13 protein-coding genes and 1 pseudogene are annotated in these 15,866 nt (G+C 52.0%); 9 read left to right on the top strand and 5 right to left on the bottom strand.

The features are described 5' to 3' along the window. Nucleotides 1-87 precede the first annotated feature (87 nt). On the bottom strand, nt 88-924 hold the full coding sequence (gene fdhD / locus LRM19_RS19855) for a formate dehydrogenase accessory sulfurtransferase FdhD (RefSeq protein WP_271369683.1): 837 nt from the start codon (nt 922-924) through the stop codon (nt 88-90). Between the two features lie 372 nt (nt 925-1,296). Between fdhD and fdnG the strand changes: the two genes are divergently transcribed. The 5 genes and pseudogenes from fdnG (at nt 1,297) to LRM19_RS19880 (ending at nt 7,960) form a co-directional block, all read left to right on the top strand. Next, nucleotides 1,297-4,347, top strand: a complete 3,051-nt coding sequence (gene fdnG, locus LRM19_RS19860; protein WP_090420837.1) for a formate dehydrogenase-N subunit alpha — start codon at nt 1,297-1,299, stop codon at nt 4,345-4,347. 12 nt (nt 4,348-4,359) lie between these two features. Further along, nucleotides 4,360-5,262, top strand: a complete 903-nt coding sequence (gene fdxH / locus LRM19_RS19865; protein WP_008501831.1) for a formate dehydrogenase subunit beta — start codon at nt 4,360-4,362, stop codon at nt 5,260-5,262. After that, nucleotides 5,259-5,894: a formate dehydrogenase cytochrome b556 subunit gene (fdoI, locus tag LRM19_RS19870; protein WP_008501832.1), complete on the top strand. Its 636-nt coding sequence runs from the start codon at nt 5,259-5,261 to the stop codon at nt 5,892-5,894. Before fdxH ends, fdoI begins: the two co-directional genes overlap by 4 nt. After that, the gene (gene fdhE / locus LRM19_RS19875) at nt 5,891-6,820 is read left to right on the top strand and encodes a formate dehydrogenase accessory protein FdhE (RefSeq protein ID WP_023309751.1); all 930 of its coding nucleotides are present in this window, start codon (nt 5,891-5,893) and stop codon (nt 6,818-6,820) included. Before fdoI ends, fdhE begins: the two co-directional genes overlap by 4 nt. A gap of 219 nt (nt 6,821-7,039) precedes the next feature. Then, a pseudogene (locus LRM19_RS19880) lies at nt 7,040-7,960 on the top strand (alpha/beta hydrolase). An 8-nt stretch (nt 7,961-7,968) separates the two neighbouring features. Here the strand turns inward: LRM19_RS19880 and fabY are convergent. Genes fabY through yihX form a run of 4 tightly spaced genes read right to left on the bottom strand, consistent with a single transcriptional unit; the run spans nt 7,969 to nt 10,863 of the window. Continuing rightward, nucleotides 7,969-8,910: a fatty acid biosynthesis protein FabY gene (fabY, locus tag LRM19_RS19885; RefSeq protein ID WP_023309755.1), complete on the bottom strand. Its 942-nt coding sequence runs from the start codon at nt 8,908-8,910 to the stop codon at nt 7,969-7,971. A gap of 44 nt (nt 8,911-8,954) precedes the next feature. Further along, a complete protein-coding gene (dtd, locus tag LRM19_RS19890; protein ID WP_008501836.1) occupies nt 8,955-9,392 on the bottom strand; it encodes a D-aminoacyl-tRNA deacylase in 438 nt (145 codons plus the stop codon). Next, the gene (locus tag LRM19_RS19895; RefSeq protein ID WP_115876970.1) at nt 9,389-10,270 is read right to left on the bottom strand and encodes a virulence factor BrkB family protein; all 882 of its coding nucleotides are present in this window, start codon (nt 10,268-10,270) and stop codon (nt 9,389-9,391) included. The genes dtd and LRM19_RS19895 overlap by 4 nt, the downstream gene beginning before the upstream one ends. Then, entirely contained in the window at nt 10,264-10,863 is a 600-nt protein-coding gene (gene yihX, locus LRM19_RS19900; protein ID WP_115876969.1) for a glucose-1-phosphatase, read from the bottom strand. The genes LRM19_RS19895 and yihX overlap by 7 nt, the downstream gene beginning before the upstream one ends. A 405-nt stretch (nt 10,864-11,268) precedes the next feature. On the opposite strand from yihX, the gene LRM19_RS19905 reads away from it, so the two are divergent. The 4 genes from LRM19_RS19905 to LRM19_RS19920 all read left to right on the top strand — a co-directional run bounded on the left by LRM19_RS19905 (nt 11,269) and on the right by LRM19_RS19920 (nt 15,785). Further along, a complete protein-coding gene (locus tag LRM19_RS19905; protein ID WP_271369684.1) occupies nt 11,269-12,045 on the top strand; it encodes a hypothetical protein in 777 nt (258 codons plus the stop codon). 2 nt (nt 12,046-12,047) lie between these two features. After that, nucleotides 12,048-12,332: a hypothetical protein gene (locus tag LRM19_RS19910; RefSeq protein ID WP_023309759.1), complete on the top strand. Its 285-nt coding sequence runs from the start codon at nt 12,048-12,050 to the stop codon at nt 12,330-12,332. A 68-nt stretch (nt 12,333-12,400) separates the two neighbouring features. Beyond that, nucleotides 12,401-13,675, top strand: coding sequence for an HlyD family secretion protein (locus tag LRM19_RS19915; protein WP_181899777.1), 1,275 nt, complete (start codon nt 12,401-12,403; stop codon nt 13,673-13,675). Next, nucleotides 13,668-15,785 (top strand): peptidase domain-containing ABC transporter, encoded by a 2,118-nt coding sequence (locus LRM19_RS19920; protein WP_024909216.1) that lies wholly within the window; start codon nt 13,668-13,670, stop codon nt 15,783-15,785. Before LRM19_RS19915 ends, LRM19_RS19920 begins: the two co-directional genes overlap by 8 nt. Nucleotides 15,786-15,866: the final 81 nt, after the last annotated feature.

A 15,866-nucleotide genomic window follows, 5' to 3' on the forward strand; every position in this document is an offset into this window, starting at 1 on the left:
TGGTAAGGCACCGTGCCTTGATGAGATAAATAGTAGACCTCATCATGATCAACTAAAAGCGGAAGGATTTGCTATTATCATTCAAAATTACTGATCAACTATCAATCGTTGTGGATGGGTATAAATCGTCGCCCTTCCCGGCTTGCAGAAGCCCACCAGCGTCAGGTTGCAGCGCTCCGCCACCTCCACCGCCAGCGTTGTTGCGGCTGAGACCGCAAACAGAATTTCCACACCGCACATGGCGGACTTTTGCACCATCTCGTAGCTGGCCCGGCTGGAAACGAGTGCTGCCCCCTGCTTCCAGACCTCACTTTCACGTGCCCGGCGACCGAGCAGCTTGTCCAACGCCACGTGGCGGCCAACGTCCTCATGTCCCCCGGCAATATCCCCCGACGGCAACACCCATGCCGCCGCGTGCGTGCAGCCGCTCAGCTGGCCGATGGGCTGTACATCATTCAGGTGCTCAAGCGCAGGGTCGAGGTGCGCCAGATTAAAGGTCTGAGTAAACGGCAGTGGTGAAACAGGTTTGCCAATATCGTTGAGCTGCTCAACGCCACACACGCCGCAGCCGGTACGCCCGGCCAGCGCGCGACGGCGCTCTTTCAGCCCCATAAAGCGGCGGCTGGAGAGTTCGATCTGCACTTCAAGACCGTTGCAGGCCTGCACCACGTCCATACCGTAGATCTCCTGCGGATGCTCGATGATGCCTTCCGAGAGGGAAAAACCGATGGCGAACAGCTCAAGATCTTTCGGAGACGCCATCATCACCACATGCGAGATGCCGTTGTAAACGAGCGCAACGGGTACTTCTTCCGCCAGAAAATCGGGCGTGGCATGGGTGATGTGGGGCGGTCGGTGTACCGACAGTTCCACAATGCCGGCAGGCAGGGGTGACGAGTGGAGAACACGGTTTTGTTTAGACACAGCGGTATTCCTGAACAACCACGGAAGCGAGCGTGCTATTGCAGCATAAACCACAGGCTGTACGCATAGTATGGATCAACTTTTCGACAACCATTCTCCTACTCATTTAGCAGGGGTGCAACCTGCCACCGGCTACACCGCTTTAACATGCAGAGCTGTTAACGTGATCAATATCACACTTTATAATCAACATGGTGATAATACGTTCACTTTGTATTAACGCCATTAGAACAGCGGTACCGACAATGTGGTATTCTGATGATATCCCTCGTGGAATTGAGGGATTAACGCAAATTTTTCTCCTTTGCGGTCATTTCTCAACCGCGAAGTCAAAACTACATATGTAAGCAATGTCGAAACAAGGAGTGACCCATGCAGGTCAGCAGAAGGCAGTTCTTTAAGATCTGCGCTGGCGGTATGGCAGGCACCACGGCAGCGGCACTGGGCTTTGCGCCCGGCGTAGCGCTGGCGGAAACGCGGCAGTATAAACTGCTGCGCACCCGTGAAACCCGTAATACCTGTACGTACTGCTCTGTCGGTTGCGGGCTGTTAATGTATAGCCTCGGCGACGGTGCTAAAAACGCCAAAGCGTCTATTTTCCATATCGAAGGCGACCCGGATCATCCGGTTAACCGCGGCGCATTGTGCCCCAAAGGGGCCGGTCTGGTGGACTTTATCCACTCCGAAAGCCGTCTCAAATTCCCTGAATATCGTGCGCCTGGATCCGACAAATGGCAGCAAATCAGCTGGGAAGAGGCGTTTGACCGCATCGCAAAACACATTAAAGAAGACCGCGATGCCAACTTTGTTGAGAAGAATGCCGACGGCGTCACGGTCAACCGCTGGCTCTCCACCGGGATGCTGTGTGCCTCCGCTTCAAGCAACGAAACCGGTTATTTAACCCAGAAATTTACGCGCGCACTCGGTATGCTCGCGGTCGACAACCAGGCGCGTGTCTGACACGGACCAACGGTAGCAAGTCTTGCTCCAACATTTGGTCGCGGTGCGATGACCAACCACTGGGTCGACATCAAGAACGCCAACCTCATTGTGGTGATGGGCGGTAACGCCGCTGAAGCGCACCCTGTCGGGTTCCGCTGGGCGATGGAAGCCAAAATCCACAACGGTGCGAAACTGATTGTGATCGATCCCCGCTTTACGCGTACTGCGTCAGTGGCGGATTTCTACACCCCTATTCGTTCAGGTACTGACATCACTTTCCTGTCAGGCGTATTGCTGTACCTGATGACCAACGAAAAATATAACCGCGAATACACCGAAGCCTATACCAACGCCAGCCTGATCGTGCGTGAGGATTACCACTTCGAAGATGGCCTGTTCAGCGGTTACGACGCCGAAAAACGCAAATACGACAAAACCAGCTGGAACTACGAGCTGGATGAAAAAGGCTTTGCGAAGCGCGACACCACCCTGCAGCACCCGCGCTGCGTGTGGAACCTGCTGAAAGAGCACGTTTCCCGCTACACGCCTGAGGTTGTCGAAAACATCTGCGGTACGCCGAAGGCGGACTTCCTGAAGGTGTGCGAGCTTATCGCCGAAACCAGCGCGAAGGACAAAACCGCGTCGTTCCTGTACGCCCTCGGCTGGACGCAACACTCCATCGGTGCGCAGAACATCCGTACCATGGCGATGGTTCAGCTCCTGCTCGGCAACATGGGTATGGCTGGCGGCGGCGTGAACGCCCTGCGCGGTCACTCCAACATTCAGGGTCTGACCGACCTCGGCCTGCTGTCTCAGAGCCTGCCGGGCTACATGAACCTGCCAAGCGAGAAACAGACCGACCTGCAAACCTACCTGACGGCCAGCACGCCTAAACCGCTGCTTGAAGGCCAGGTGAACTACTGGGGCAACTATCCGAAGTTCTTCGTCTCGATGATGAAAGCGTTCTTCGGTGATAAAGCGACGGCTGAAAACAGCTGGGGCTTTGACTGGCTGCCGAAGTGGGACAAAGGTTATGACGTTCTGCAGTATTTCGAGATGATGCACCAGGGCAAAGTGAACGGCTATTTGTGCCAGGGCTTTAACCCGGTGGCCTCGTTCCCTAACAAGAACAAGGTTGTTGAGTCGCTGTCGAAACTGAAGTTCCTGGTGACGATTGACCCGCTCAATACCGAGACCTCGACCTTCTGGCAGAATCACGGCGAATCGAACGACGTCGATCCGTCGAAGATTCAGACCGAAGTGTTCCGTCTGCCATCGACCTGCTTCGCGGAAGAGAACGGCTCTATCGTCAACTCCGGACGCTGGCTGCAGTGGCACTGGAAAGGTGCGGACGCCCCGGGCATCGCCATGAACGACGGCGAGATCCTGGCCGGCATCTTCTTACGCCTGCGTAAGATGTATGCGGAAGAAGGCGGCGCGAACCCGGAACCCGTGCTGAACATGACCTGGAACTACTCGACGCCGGAAAATCCTGCGCCAGAAGAAGTGGCGATGGAGAGCAACGGTAAGGCGCTGGCGGACGTTATTGACCCGGCCACCGGCACCGTACTGGCGAAGAAAGGCGATCAGCTCAGCACCTTCGCGCACCTGCGCGATGACGGTACTACCTCCAGCGGCTGCTGGATCTTTGCCGGTAGCTGGACGCCGAAGGGCAACCAGATGGCCAACCGCGATAACGCTGACCCGTCGGGCCTTGGCAATACGCTGGGCTGGGCATGGGCGTGGCCGCTCAACCGCCGTATCCTCTATAACCGCGCATCCGCTGACCCGCAGGGTAACCCGTGGGATCCGAAGCGTCAGCTTCTGAAGTGGGACGGTGCGAAATGGGGCGGCGTGGATATTCCGGACTACAGCACTGCCGCACCGGGCAGCGACGTTGGGCCGTTTATCATGCAGCCTGAAGGGATGGGGCGTCTGTTTGCTATCGATAAGATGGCGGAAGGTCCGTTCCCGGAACACTACGAGCCGTTTGAGACGCCGCTGGGCACCAACCCGCTGCACCCGAACGTGGTCTCAAACCCGGCAGCCCGTATCTTCAAAGGCGACTTTGAAGCGCTGGGTAAAAAGGACAAGTTCCCGTACGTGGGCACCACCTACCGTCTGACCGAGCACTTCCACTACTGGACCAAGCACGCGCTGCTTAACGCGATCGCGCAGCCGGAACAGTTTGTGGAGATCGGTGAGAAGCTGGCGAACAAGCTCGGCATTGCCCATGGCGATACCGTGAAGGTCTCCTCTAACCGTGGCTACATTAAAGCCAAGGCGGTGGTGACTAAGCGTATTCGCACGCTGAACGTTCACGGTCAGCAGGTGGATACCATCGGTATTCCGATTCACTGGGGCTATGAGGGCGTGGCGAAGAAAGGGTTCATTGCGAACACCCTGACGCCGTTCGTCGGTGATGCGAACACGCAGACGCCGGAGTTTAAGGCCTTCCTCGTGAACGTGGAAAAGGTGTAACGGAGACGACTTATGGCTTATCAATCTCAAGACATTATCCGTCGTTCCGCGACTAATGGTTTCACGCCCGCGCCTCAGGCGCGGGACCACCAGCAGGAAGTGGCGAAGCTTATCGACGTGACCACCTGTATCGGCTGTAAAGCCTGTCAGGTGGCCTGCTCTGAGTGGAACGATCTGCGTGACGAAGTGGGTCACAACGTCGGGGTGTACGACAACCCGGCGGACCTGACCGCCAAGTCCTGGACGGTGATGCGTTTCTCGGAAGTTGAGCAGAACGACAAACTGGAATGGCTTATTCGCAAAGACGGCTGTATGCACTGTGCGGATCCGGGCTGCCTGAAGGCATGTCCGTCAGAAGGGGCTATCATTCAGTATGCCAACGGCATCGTCGACTTCCAGTCCGAACAGTGCATCGGCTGCGGCTACTGCATCGCGGGCTGTCCGTTCGACGTACCGCGCCTGAACCCGGAAGACAACCGCGTCTACAAATGCACCCTGTGCGTTGACCGCGTAACCGTCGGCCAGGAGCCTGCGTGCGTGAAGACCTGCCCAACCGGCGCTATCCACTTTGGCTCCAAAGAGGATATGAAAACGCTGGCGGCAGAGCGCGTGGGAGAGCTGAAAACCCGTGGTTACGACAACGCGGGCCTGTACGATCCGGCCGGGGTTGGCGGTACGCACGTGATGTACGTGCTGCACCACGCCGACAAGCCGAATCTGTATCACGGTCTGCCGGAGAACCCGGAAATCAGCGCCACCGTGAAGTTCTGGAAAGGCATCTGGAAACCGCTGGCAGCGGTCGGTTTTGCTGCCACCTTCGCAGCGAGCATCTTCCACTACGTCGGCGTCGGTCCGAACCGCGCGGAAGAGGAAGACGACAACCTGCATGAAGAGAAAGACGAGGTGCGCAAATGAGAAAACGTGACACCATCGTGCGCTACACCGCGCCGGAACGCATCAACCACTGGGTCACCGCCTTCTGCTTCATGCTGGCGGCGATAAGCGGGCTGGGGTTCTTCTTCCCGTCCTTCAACTGGCTGATGCAGATCATGGGGACACCACAGCTGGCGCGCATCCTGCACCCGTTTGTAGGCGTCATCATGTTCGCGTCGTTCATCATCATGTTTTTCCGCTACTGGCACCATAACCTAATCAATCGGGATGATATCTTTTGGGCGAAGAATATTCGTAAGATCGTCGTCAACGAGGAAGTGGGTGACACCGGGCGTTATAACTTCGGCCAGAAATGCGTATTCTGGGCGGCGATTATCTTCCTGGTCCTGTTGCTGGTGAGCGGCGTGATCATCTGGCGTCCGTACTTTGCGCCTGCTTTCTCAATCCCGGTGATCCGATTCGCGCTGATGCTGCATTCATTTGCCGCAGTGGCGTTAATTGTGGTTATCATGGTGCATATCTACGCCGCCCTTTGGGTGAAAGGCACCATTACCGCGATGGTGGAAGGCTGGGTAACCAGTACGTGGGCGAAGAAACATCACCCGCGCTGGTACCGTGAAGTCCGCCAGAAACAGGAAAAGTCATCTGAATGAGTATTCGCATAATCCCGCAAGATGAGCTGGGGTCGAGCGAGAAACGCACGGCGGATTATATTCCGCCGTTGTTATTCCCCAGACTCAAGAACCTCTACAACCGCCGCGCAGAGCGTCTGCGCGAGCTGGCAGAGAACAACCCGCTGGGCGATTTTCTGCGTTTTGCCGCGTTGGTCGCCCACGCGCAGGAAGTGGTGCTGTACGACCACCCGCTGCAAATGGATCTGACCGCGCGTATCAAAGAAGCCAACGCGCAGGGCAAGCCGCCGCTGGACATTCACGTCCTGCCGCGCGACAAGCACTGGCAAAAGCTGCTGCATTCGCTGATTGCCGAGCTGAAGCCGGAGATGAGCGGTACCGCGCTGGCGGTCATTGAGAATCTGGAAAAAGCCTCTGACCTGGAGCTGGAAGAGATGGCGAGCGCGCTGTTTGCCTCCGACTTCGCTCTGGTGAGCAGCGATAAAGCGCCGTTTATCTGGGCTGCGCTGTCGCTTTACTGGGCGCAAATGGCGAGCCTGATCCCCGGCAAAGCTCGCGCCGAATACGGCGAGGCGCGCCAGTTCTGCCCGGTCTGCGGCTCAATGCCGGTTTCCAGCATGGTGCAAATCGGCACCACTCAGGGGCTGCGCTACCTGCACTGCAACCTGTGTGAAACCGAGTGGCACGTGGTTCGCATCAAGTGCAGCAACTGCGAGCAGACCCGCGATCTGAATTACTGGTCGCTGGAAAATGAAGAAGCAGCAGTGAAAGCCGAAAGCTGCGGCGACTGTGGCACTTACCTGAAGATTCTGTATCAGGAAAAAGACCCGAAAGTCGAAGCGGTGGCCGACGATCTTGCCTCGCTGATTCTGGACGCGAAGATGGAGCAGGAGGGATTCGCCCGCAGCTCGATCAACCCGTTCCTGTTCCCGGGTGAAGGGGAATAACTCCCTGTTACAGTGCCGGGCGGCGCGTGCTTGCCCGGCCTGCAGTTCGACAGCATTACCCGCCGTCTTTCATGTCAGATGCTCTCCATTCTCGTTGAGAGACGCGTTATCGCCTTTGCGAGCCGCTTTCCAGATTGTTGCCCTCAACAATATTCTTGTTTTCTTTTGAATCAAACCAGGCTATAAAACTGTTTATCCATACAGTAAAAGGGAATTTTCATGGCGCTGGAACAGGGTATTGCACAGCTGGTTCAGGGATTTATCGCTGCAGGGCGACCCTCGTCACGTCGCCAGAGCGTTGAGGTGCGACGAGCAGGCTATATTGCCAGCACGGGGCTTGCCGGGGAGACCGAAACGCGCGTACAGGTGGAGACGCTCGTTCTTGACGGTCTTACCATTCGGGTGTTTTCACCTCTCAATGCACCTGAAATATTGCCTGCTGCCATTTACTATCATGGCGGATGTTTCATCAGCGGCGGCTTTGATACCCATGACAACCAACTCCGCCAGTTAGCCTGCTACGGCAATTGCCGGGTGATCGCGATTCAGTACAGGCTGGCCCCGGAGCATATTTTCCCCGCAGCACATGACGATGCGGAAAAAGGTGCAGATCTGGTCTGGCAATATGCGGACAAACTGGGCGTGGATAAAAACCGGATCACACTTTGCGGAGACAGCGCAGGAGGCCATCTTGCGCTGGTAACGTCATTGCGGCTCAACGCGAAAGGACGATGGAAACCCGCACAGCTCATTCTTATCTATCCCATGCTCGACGCCACCGCCAGTTTTGAAAGCTATGCCCTCAATGGCACGGATTACATTATTACCCGTGATACCCTGCTCAGCGGGTATGAAATGTACCTCGCCGACATCGAACGCCAGCATCCCGAAGCGAGCCCGCTGTGGCGCGATGATTTTTAAGGACTTCCGCCAGTTCACATCATTACCGCAGAGTACGATCCGCTGTGCGATGAGGGAGAAATGTTATATCAGCATTTGACTGAGCAGGGTGTGAAGTGTACCGCTCAGCGCTGGCTGGGCGTCATCCATGGCTTCTTTCAGCTTGGCGGCGTTAGCCAGTCTGCGCGAGACGTTATGCGGGATATCGCCGGGCGGATTCAGCACGCCCGGATAACGTGAACAGAAGATTACTCCTCCTCGTTCCCACCCTCTTCATACGCGCCAAAAGGCTTCGCCGGAAGAACGATATAGGTACCTTCAAAAACCGCGCCCGGTGTTTTATCGCCAAATAGTTCAACCTGCATTTGTACGCGAGCCTTGCGGCCGCGTGCCAGGCGGTCCAGATCGCCGCCCAGCGACCCCAGATCGGCCACCGCGCTCGGTTTACCGCTGATCGGTGCGCTATAGCGGATATGAGCATCAGCAAGAATGATGGTGCCACCCAGATGGCGCTCGCGCAGCATCAGCCAGATAAGCCCCCAGCCGGTAAGCGTGGCCAGTGAGAACAGACTTCCGGCAAAGAGGGTGTGGTGGGGGTTCTGATTGCCAGTTTCCGGCATGGTGGTAATAAATTTTTGTCCGGTGTACTGCTGAATGCGCACGCCCATTTTTTCGCTGAGCGGAATGTGCTGATACCAGGCCTGCTGCAGCTGTCCGCACCAGTCGGCGCGATGCAGAATATCGTCCAGCGTGGCGATGGGTTTGATCATCAAAAAATGACGAATCGGGGTGGTTTGCGGGGTTGTGATCTCCCCCTGATTCACAAAACCGAGTTTAGCGAAGAATTCTACTGCATCTTCGCGGGCGCTACAGGTAACGCGCTTAACGCCTTCCTGACGGGCGACGGATTCCAGGGTCATCGCCATTAGCGTCCCCAGACCTTTGTCCTGCACGGAGGGATGAACCGCCATAAAGCGAATAGACGCTTCGTTATCGGCGTTGATATACAAACGCCCGACGGCCACAAGGTTGCCCTCTTCGTCCATCACCATCTGATGGTGGGCCATCGCGTCCCAGGCGTCGCGCTCAGAGCCTTTTGGCTGATGTAATGGCTTGCGTAGCATTTCCCAGCGGAACTGGTAATAAGCGTCTAACTCTTCTTCCGTTTGCGGTACTCGAAGGTGATACATAGCTGTACTCTCTCTTGTTACCCGCGGCCATGCCGTAAGTATGCTCATACCTGGAGCCAGAATGTGACGGGACCATCGTTCACCAGCGATACCTGCATATCTGCAGCGAATCGTCCGGTTTGCGTATTCATTTCCTGCTGGCGACAACGCTCTACAAAGTACTCGTAAAGTGCTTCAGCACGATCTGGCGCGGCACCTTTCGAGAAACTCGGGCGCATGCCGCGCTCGGTATCCGCTGCCAGCGTAAACTGGGAAACCACCAGCACGCTGCCGCCCGCCTGCTGGACGTTCAGGTTCATCTTGCCTTCCGCATCGCTGAAAATACGGTAGCCCAGCACGCGCTCACACAAGCGGTTGGCTTTTTGTTCGTCATCATCCTTTTCGACACCTAACAACACCAAAAGTCCTGGGCCAATTTCACCCGTCACCTCTCCCTCCACGGTGACGCTGGCACGGGTTACGCGCTGTATCAATGCAATCATGGTTGGTCTGCTTCTTGTTGTTTTTCAGCTTCTGCTGCTTTTTTAAGTTCGCGGTATACACCGAGAGTGACAGTTATTTCAGCACCAAGCAAGACGATACACCAGGTCCAGTAGACCCAGACAAACAAAATGGGGATCACCGCCAGCACGCCGTAAATCAGCTGATAGGACGGAAACATGGTGATGTAGAGGGCAAACCCTTTCTTACCGAGCTCAAAGAGCAATGCCGCCACCAGCGCCCCCACGACCGCATCGCGGTTAGGCACGCGCGTGGTCGGCACCACGCTATAGAGCAGCCAGAACGAGAGCCACGACAGGATCAACGGAAAGATGCGAAGCACATTATCAATAGCGCCGTTTAAATCACTCGCCCAGCGCAGGGAGAGCAGATAAGAACTGATTGCCAGGCTCGCCCCGGCCAGCAGCGGCCCCAGCGTGAGGATCATCCAGTACACGGCAAAAGAATAGACCTTTGGCCGCGCTTTTTTACTCCGCCAAATCGTGTTTAGCGCGTTATCGATGGCGTACATCAACAGCAGCGCGGTGACGATAAGACCGCACGCCCCCACTGCCGTCATCTTGCTGGAATTGGCAACAAACTGCTCAATGTAGTTCTGGATAACATCCCCGGTTGCCGGAATGAAATTCGCGAAGACAAAATGACGAAGCTGCACGCTGACGTCCGCAAACATCGGAAAGGCGGAAAACAGGGCAAAGATAACCGCCACCAGCGGCACTAACGAGAGCAATGACACGTAGGCGAGGTTACCCGCCAGCGTGGTCATATTGTCCTCATCAATCCGGTGCCAAAGCAGTTTCAGCCAGGCCCGCAGCGGGCGAGTATGGTGCGTGGCTTTTTGATGAACGGTTTTTAGCATAGCTGCTTCGCAAAGTAGTCAGGTATCGTCTCTTTTCCGGTCACCAGAATTGACGTAATACCCAACTGGTTAGCTCCCTCTATATTATCGGCGTTGTCGTCGAAAAAGACCGCATCGGCCGCGGTGAATCCTTCTGACTGCAGAACAGCCTGATAAATTCGGGCTTCAGGCTTACGCATGCCCATCTCCTGCGAGAGATAGATTTTATCAGCCGCCGTCTTAACTTCAGGGTATTCTTCAGGCCAGAACGTGGTATGCAGGCGGTTGGTATTTGATAGCACAACGACACGATGCCCCTGATCGCGCAGTTTGTGCATGATGTCGATCACTTCAGGCCGGATGGCGACAAATACCGCCTGCCAACCGTGGGAAAACTGTTCATAGCTTAACGAAAGCCCCATCTCCTGACAGAAACGTTCAGCGAACTCTTCATCGCTGATTTCGCCGCGTTCATGCTGGTGGAAAGTCTCGCCCATCGCGAAATTCTGCTTTAAGGTCGCCAGCGGCACGCGGCTAAAATCGCTCCATGCGCCCAACACGCGATTAAAATCGATATCGACGATGACGTTTCCTAAATCAAAGATATAAAGCATGTTTATCTCCTGCTCGCCGTGGAGAGGTAACTGTAGCGGGAAAGATAAAGTTTGGCTATGCACGAGATTCAGCTTAGAGGGAGCAGTATGAAGAACAAAAATTTAGCCAGGAAGATGATATTGGCTTACGGGCGATAGGCAGGGATGAGTTTTATTTAAGTTCGATTTTGCGAAGATATACGTTTTAGTTCATTCTGCAAAAAATTATAGAAAAACGCTTCCGTAATATTTTTTCTCATCACCATATTCCCCCATTTTTGCCATGGCAATCCCATTTCGCGCGGCTTTGCTCGAAATCGCAACAAGTTCACTTTACTTAAATTTACATTTAGATACAAATACTCTATTTATCTTCTTTTTTATAATGATAAGTTTACATTACTTTACACATGGAGCTGCACTTTCGTGAAGATTAAAAAGGGATACGTCCTCAGTGCCGTTTTAATAGCTTTACTCTGCGCTTTCGCTATTTATTCATACAATGCCTACCGATTTAAAAAAGCCAGCAGAGATATTTTATATCAACTCTCTAGCCAACTGATTGTGAAGCAAGGGCTTGAACCAAAACTTTCAACCCACCTCGTTTTTGATATGTTATATATCGACGGAAACATATCCAAAGATGATGACAAAATCATTGTGGGGCTTATCAGAAAAAACCTTATCCCTGTCAGAACGATATCCATAAACAGTGGTGGCGGCGATGTCGAAACTGCAATAAAAATAGCACAAGTTATTCATGATAAAGAAATTAACATTGAGGTCAGGCGATTATGCCTTTCTTCCTGTGCTAACTATCTTTTCCCAGCGGCAAAAAACAAAATCATCAACTATGGTTCCATTATTGGTTTCCATGGGTCGCCTAATTCTGATGACAATAAGTTAACAACTACGGTTAACGGAGAAATCAATACAGACACAACGATAACAGATCGCATTTTCTCAGAAATAAGAAAAACGGATAAAGCATTCTACAAAGATATAAATGTGTCATGGATGATGCCACTTTGCGGGCAAAAAGAAAATATTGGTGATCCAGACACAGGTCTGTCGACGTACAGCGAAAAGGATTTTACGCGTTTTGGCGTAAAAAACATTTCATTCACGGATGGTGAAATGGTATGGAAAAAGTCTATGGATATTATGGGTATACCTTTTGCTCACTATTGCAAGGAAAATTAATAATGCGTGAACTCAATGAAAGTGAATTAAGTAACGTCAGCGGTGCAGGAATGTGGGGTTCTATCGGTAGTGCGATTGGTGGGATGTTCGGTGGTGGTAGCGCTGGTTGTAATGGCAGCTATTCTCACACCAGCACCACTAACAAAGATGGTTCTCACTCTGAAAGCACATCCTTTAGCGGTGGTTGCTCGGTTAACGTTGGTGGTAAAAGCGGTGGTTCATCAAAAGGTAATGGTGGTTCGAAAAGTGGCGGTGGCCGCCAGGGTAATGATCACGGTAGACATTAATTCCTGAACCATTATAACTCATAGCCGCTGATATTTGGCGGCTATTTCCACCCCGCAAGAGGCCAGATATGTTTCGCAAGGAAGCTATTGAATATCAGAGTACACGGTGGGAAGGGAAAGCTGTTCTTCTGCCGGGCATCCCTTTTGCTCTTATCATATTGCTCAGCATTTTTTTTATTGCTTCCATTTCTATTTTTATTACCAAAGGTTCCTACACCCGTCGCGTCATCGTTCACGGTGAAATAACCACTTTCCCTGGCTCAGTGAATATCTCTGCATCAATGCAGGGTACAGTCGTGCAGAGTTTTGTTAATGAAGGCGATCGCGTAAAAAAAGGTGATGCTCTCTTTCTCATTCATTCGGGTGTATCGACGCAATCAGGCCTGGTTGATGAGAATAAAAAAAAGGAGATCGCGCTACAGATAAAGAGTATCAGCGTAATGATGGCAAATTTGAACTCTTCGAAAAACCGTACGCTCAACGCGCTGACGACTCAAAAAGATCATTATCAGTCCAGTTTTAATACCTCATCTGGGCTACTGGTGCAGGCTGAGCGGGAACTGCATCAGATTGAGAAGAACGTTAACGATTACCGTGGTTATCAGGAAAAAGGTCTGGTCACCAAAGACCAGATGAGTAGCCAAAACGCACTACTCTACCAACAGCAGAGCAATGTTTCTGACCTGGTCGCCAGAAAATCACAGGACCAGGTTCAGATCGATGCGCTCAATCAGCAAATCCAATCCCAGAGCGCTGATTATGACCAACAGGTTTACCAGCTTGAGCAACAAATATACGAACTGCAAAAAGAAAAGTTAAATACAGAAGCGGAAGGTAATTATGTCATCGTGGCAACAGCCGATGGCTTAATCGACTCCATCAATACGGCGCAAGGTAAGATGATCGGCGCAGGCGATGTACTGGCGCGAGTTCAGCAGAATATCCATTCTCCATGCTATCTCGAAACCTGGGTTCCGGATGAAGTTCTTCCTTATCTGGCGATTGGCCAGCGCGTTAATGTTAGTTACGACGCCTTTCCTTATGAAAAATTTGGTCAGTTCAGGGCATCAATATCAGCAATATCCAGGCTTCCGGCATCGAAGCCAGAACTCCTGTCAAAGCAGACCATCGCACATGAATTCTATGACGATAAAAAGTCCTGGTACAAAATCATGATCAAACCTGACCTACAGTCTGTGCAAGTCCATGGAAAACAACTCTCACTGAGCCAGGGAGCCAAAGCGCAGATTTCTCTTTTCCTTGAAAAGAGACATATCTATGAGTGGTTATTATCGCCATTTTACGAAATGAAAATGAGCGTAACGGACGCAGGTAATGAATAATCTTTATACACTTGAGACGCTGCTGCGCAAGTTGGATCTGAAAATATTTAAACGCATCCCAGTTGTCTTTCAAACCGAAGCGTCCGAATGTGGCCTGGCCTGTCTTTCAATGATATGCAGTTTTTATGGCAAGCAGGTGGATCTACTGCAACTCCGGCAACAATTCAATTTGTCATCACGTGGGGTCAACCTCAATGCGATAAAAGCAATTGCCAGTGAACTGGAGATGTCGTCACGCGCATTGTCCGTGGACCTTCAGGAATTACATGACGTGCGTAAGCCCTGCATATTGCATTGGGATTTTAACCATTTTGTCGTACTGATTAAGGTCGATAAGAACAGCGCGGTGATCCACGACCCTGCGTTTGGACGACGGGTGATTAGCATGCCCGAATTGTCCCAACATTTTACTGGTGTTGTGCTTGAGGTATGGCCGGGAACCACTTTCTCAGTTCAAAAGAAGCAAAACAGGTTAAAAGCGACCACGTTATTAAAGAATATCAATGGACTGATAACTTCACTGACGAAGGTATTTTTCTTATCGCTGGTGATTGAGTTGATCAGCCTGCTAATGCCAGTGGGGACACAATTAGTCACGGATAATGTGATTGCATCCGGAGATTACGGTTTACTTAATATCATCTGTCTTGGGTTGTTTATTCTGATTCTGTTACGTTTGACGGTCAGTGTCATACGCTCCTGGACCACGCTGATACTGGGAACACTCATCGACGTCCAGTGGAGTTTTAGCCTCTTTTCTCACCTTATTAAGCTACCGACCACCTATTTTGAAAGACGCAAACTGGGGGACATTCAGTCTCGCTTCCACTCGCTTGATGTTATACGGGCCACTTTTACCACAGGTTTAACTGGTAGCATTATTGATACGCTAATGCTCATGGGTTTGCTGGTAATGATGTTTTTATACAACCTGCAGCTCAGCATGATAGTGGTCTCTTTTACCGCAATATACACCTTCATTCGGTTTGCTACCTATCGATACTATCGCCAGCTATCAGAAGAAGAGTTAATCAAGGAAGCACGCCTTAACTCTTATTTTATGGAAACCCTGTACGGTATCGCGACGATTAAGATTCAGGGGATGACTGACCTGAGAATCAATAACTGGTTTAATCTTTTTTCAGATAAGGTCAATACAGGCATTCGTTTGACGCGAATGGATCTTTTCTTTGGTGGCGTCGTCTCTTTTATCGCCGCCTGCGACCAAATTGTTATCCTGTGGGTTAGCGGCAGGCTGATGATGGATAGTCATTTAACCATCGGTATGTTTATCGCATTTAACACCTTCAGGAGTCAGTTCTATGACCGAATAAATGCCCTGATCAACTTTATCATTCAGCTGAAGATCATCAACTTACACAATGAACGCGTTGCCGATATTGCGCTGCAGGAAGCATCTTCTTCAACGGCCACCAGCCCGCTGCGTTTACCACACGGAGCCTTAACGCTCGAAACTCAGGATCTGACTTACCGTTATGATAACCATGCGGACCCTATCTTCAGCAAACTGAATCTGACCATTCATGCCGGAGAGAGTATTGCTATTACGGGCGTATCGGGTTCAGGTAAAAGCACCTTGATGAAAGTGTTGTGCGGTTTATTCGAACCGTCGAACGGCTGCGTCCGAATTAATGGCATTGATATTAAGCAACTTGGTTTCGAGCATTATGCTGAACGCATTGCCTGTATCATGCAGGAAGATAAGCTGTTTTCAGGCTCAATCAAAGAGAATATCGCCGGTTTTCGGCCTGACATTGACGAGCAGTGGATGGTGCAATGCGCTATCGCAAGCCATATTCATAATGACATTTTAAAGCTACCAATGGGTTACGAGACACTGATTGGTGAACTTGGGGAAGGGTTGTCCGGCGGTCAAAAACAGCGGATTTATATTGCCCGGGCATTATACCGTAAACCGGGTATTTTATTCATGGACGAGGCGACCAGCCACCTTGATAAAACCAGTGAAAGTCAGGTCAATCAGTCTATACAGGCGATGAACATTACGAGGATTATTATCGCGCATCGCGAAACCACGATTTCATCGGCAGATCGGGTGTTCGTGATAAATGGAGCAGAGTTACCCTAATCCGTGAATTTCGCAGGAAAAAGATAGCGTTGGGACATAACTCCCCCGGCTAATGAAGAATTCTGGCGATCATCCAATAAA

Origin of the sequence: Enterobacter sp. PI-10 (genome assembly GCF_027947695.1) — a bacterium.
GTDB classification, from domain to species: Bacteria; Pseudomonadota; Gammaproteobacteria; order Enterobacterales; family Enterobacteriaceae; genus Enterobacter; species Enterobacter vonholyi.

Excerpts from the sequence above, each read along its gene's own strand:
- yihX (WP_115876969.1), bottom strand. The coding sequence starts at position 10,863 with ATGCTTTATATCTTTGATTTAGGAAACGTCATCGTCGATATCGATTTT.
- LRM19_RS19920 (WP_024909216.1), top strand. The coding sequence starts at position 13,668 with ATGAATAATCTTTATACACTTGAGACGCTGCTGCGCAAGTTGGATCTG.
- fabY (WP_023309755.1), bottom strand. The coding sequence starts at position 8,910 with ATGTATCACCTTCGAGTACCGCAAACGGAAGAAGAGTTAGACGCTTAT.
- LRM19_RS19895 (WP_115876970.1), bottom strand. The coding sequence starts at position 10,270 with ATGCTAAAAACCGTTCATCAAAAAGCCACGCACCATACTCGCCCGCTG.
- fdoI (WP_008501832.1), top strand. The coding sequence starts at position 5,259 with ATGAGAAAACGTGACACCATCGTGCGCTACACCGCGCCGGAACGCATC.
- LRM19_RS19915 (WP_181899777.1), top strand. The coding sequence starts at position 12,401 with ATGTTTCGCAAGGAAGCTATTGAATATCAGAGTACACGGTGGGAAGGG.
- LRM19_RS19910 (WP_023309759.1), top strand. The coding sequence starts at position 12,048 with ATGCGTGAACTCAATGAAAGTGAATTAAGTAACGTCAGCGGTGCAGGA.
- dtd (WP_008501836.1), bottom strand. The coding sequence starts at position 9,392 with ATGATTGCATTGATACAGCGCGTAACCCGTGCCAGCGTCACCGTGGAG.
- fdxH (WP_008501831.1), top strand. The coding sequence starts at position 4,360 with ATGGCTTATCAATCTCAAGACATTATCCGTCGTTCCGCGACTAATGGT.
- fdhE (WP_023309751.1), top strand. The coding sequence starts at position 5,891 with ATGAGTATTCGCATAATCCCGCAAGATGAGCTGGGGTCGAGCGAGAAA.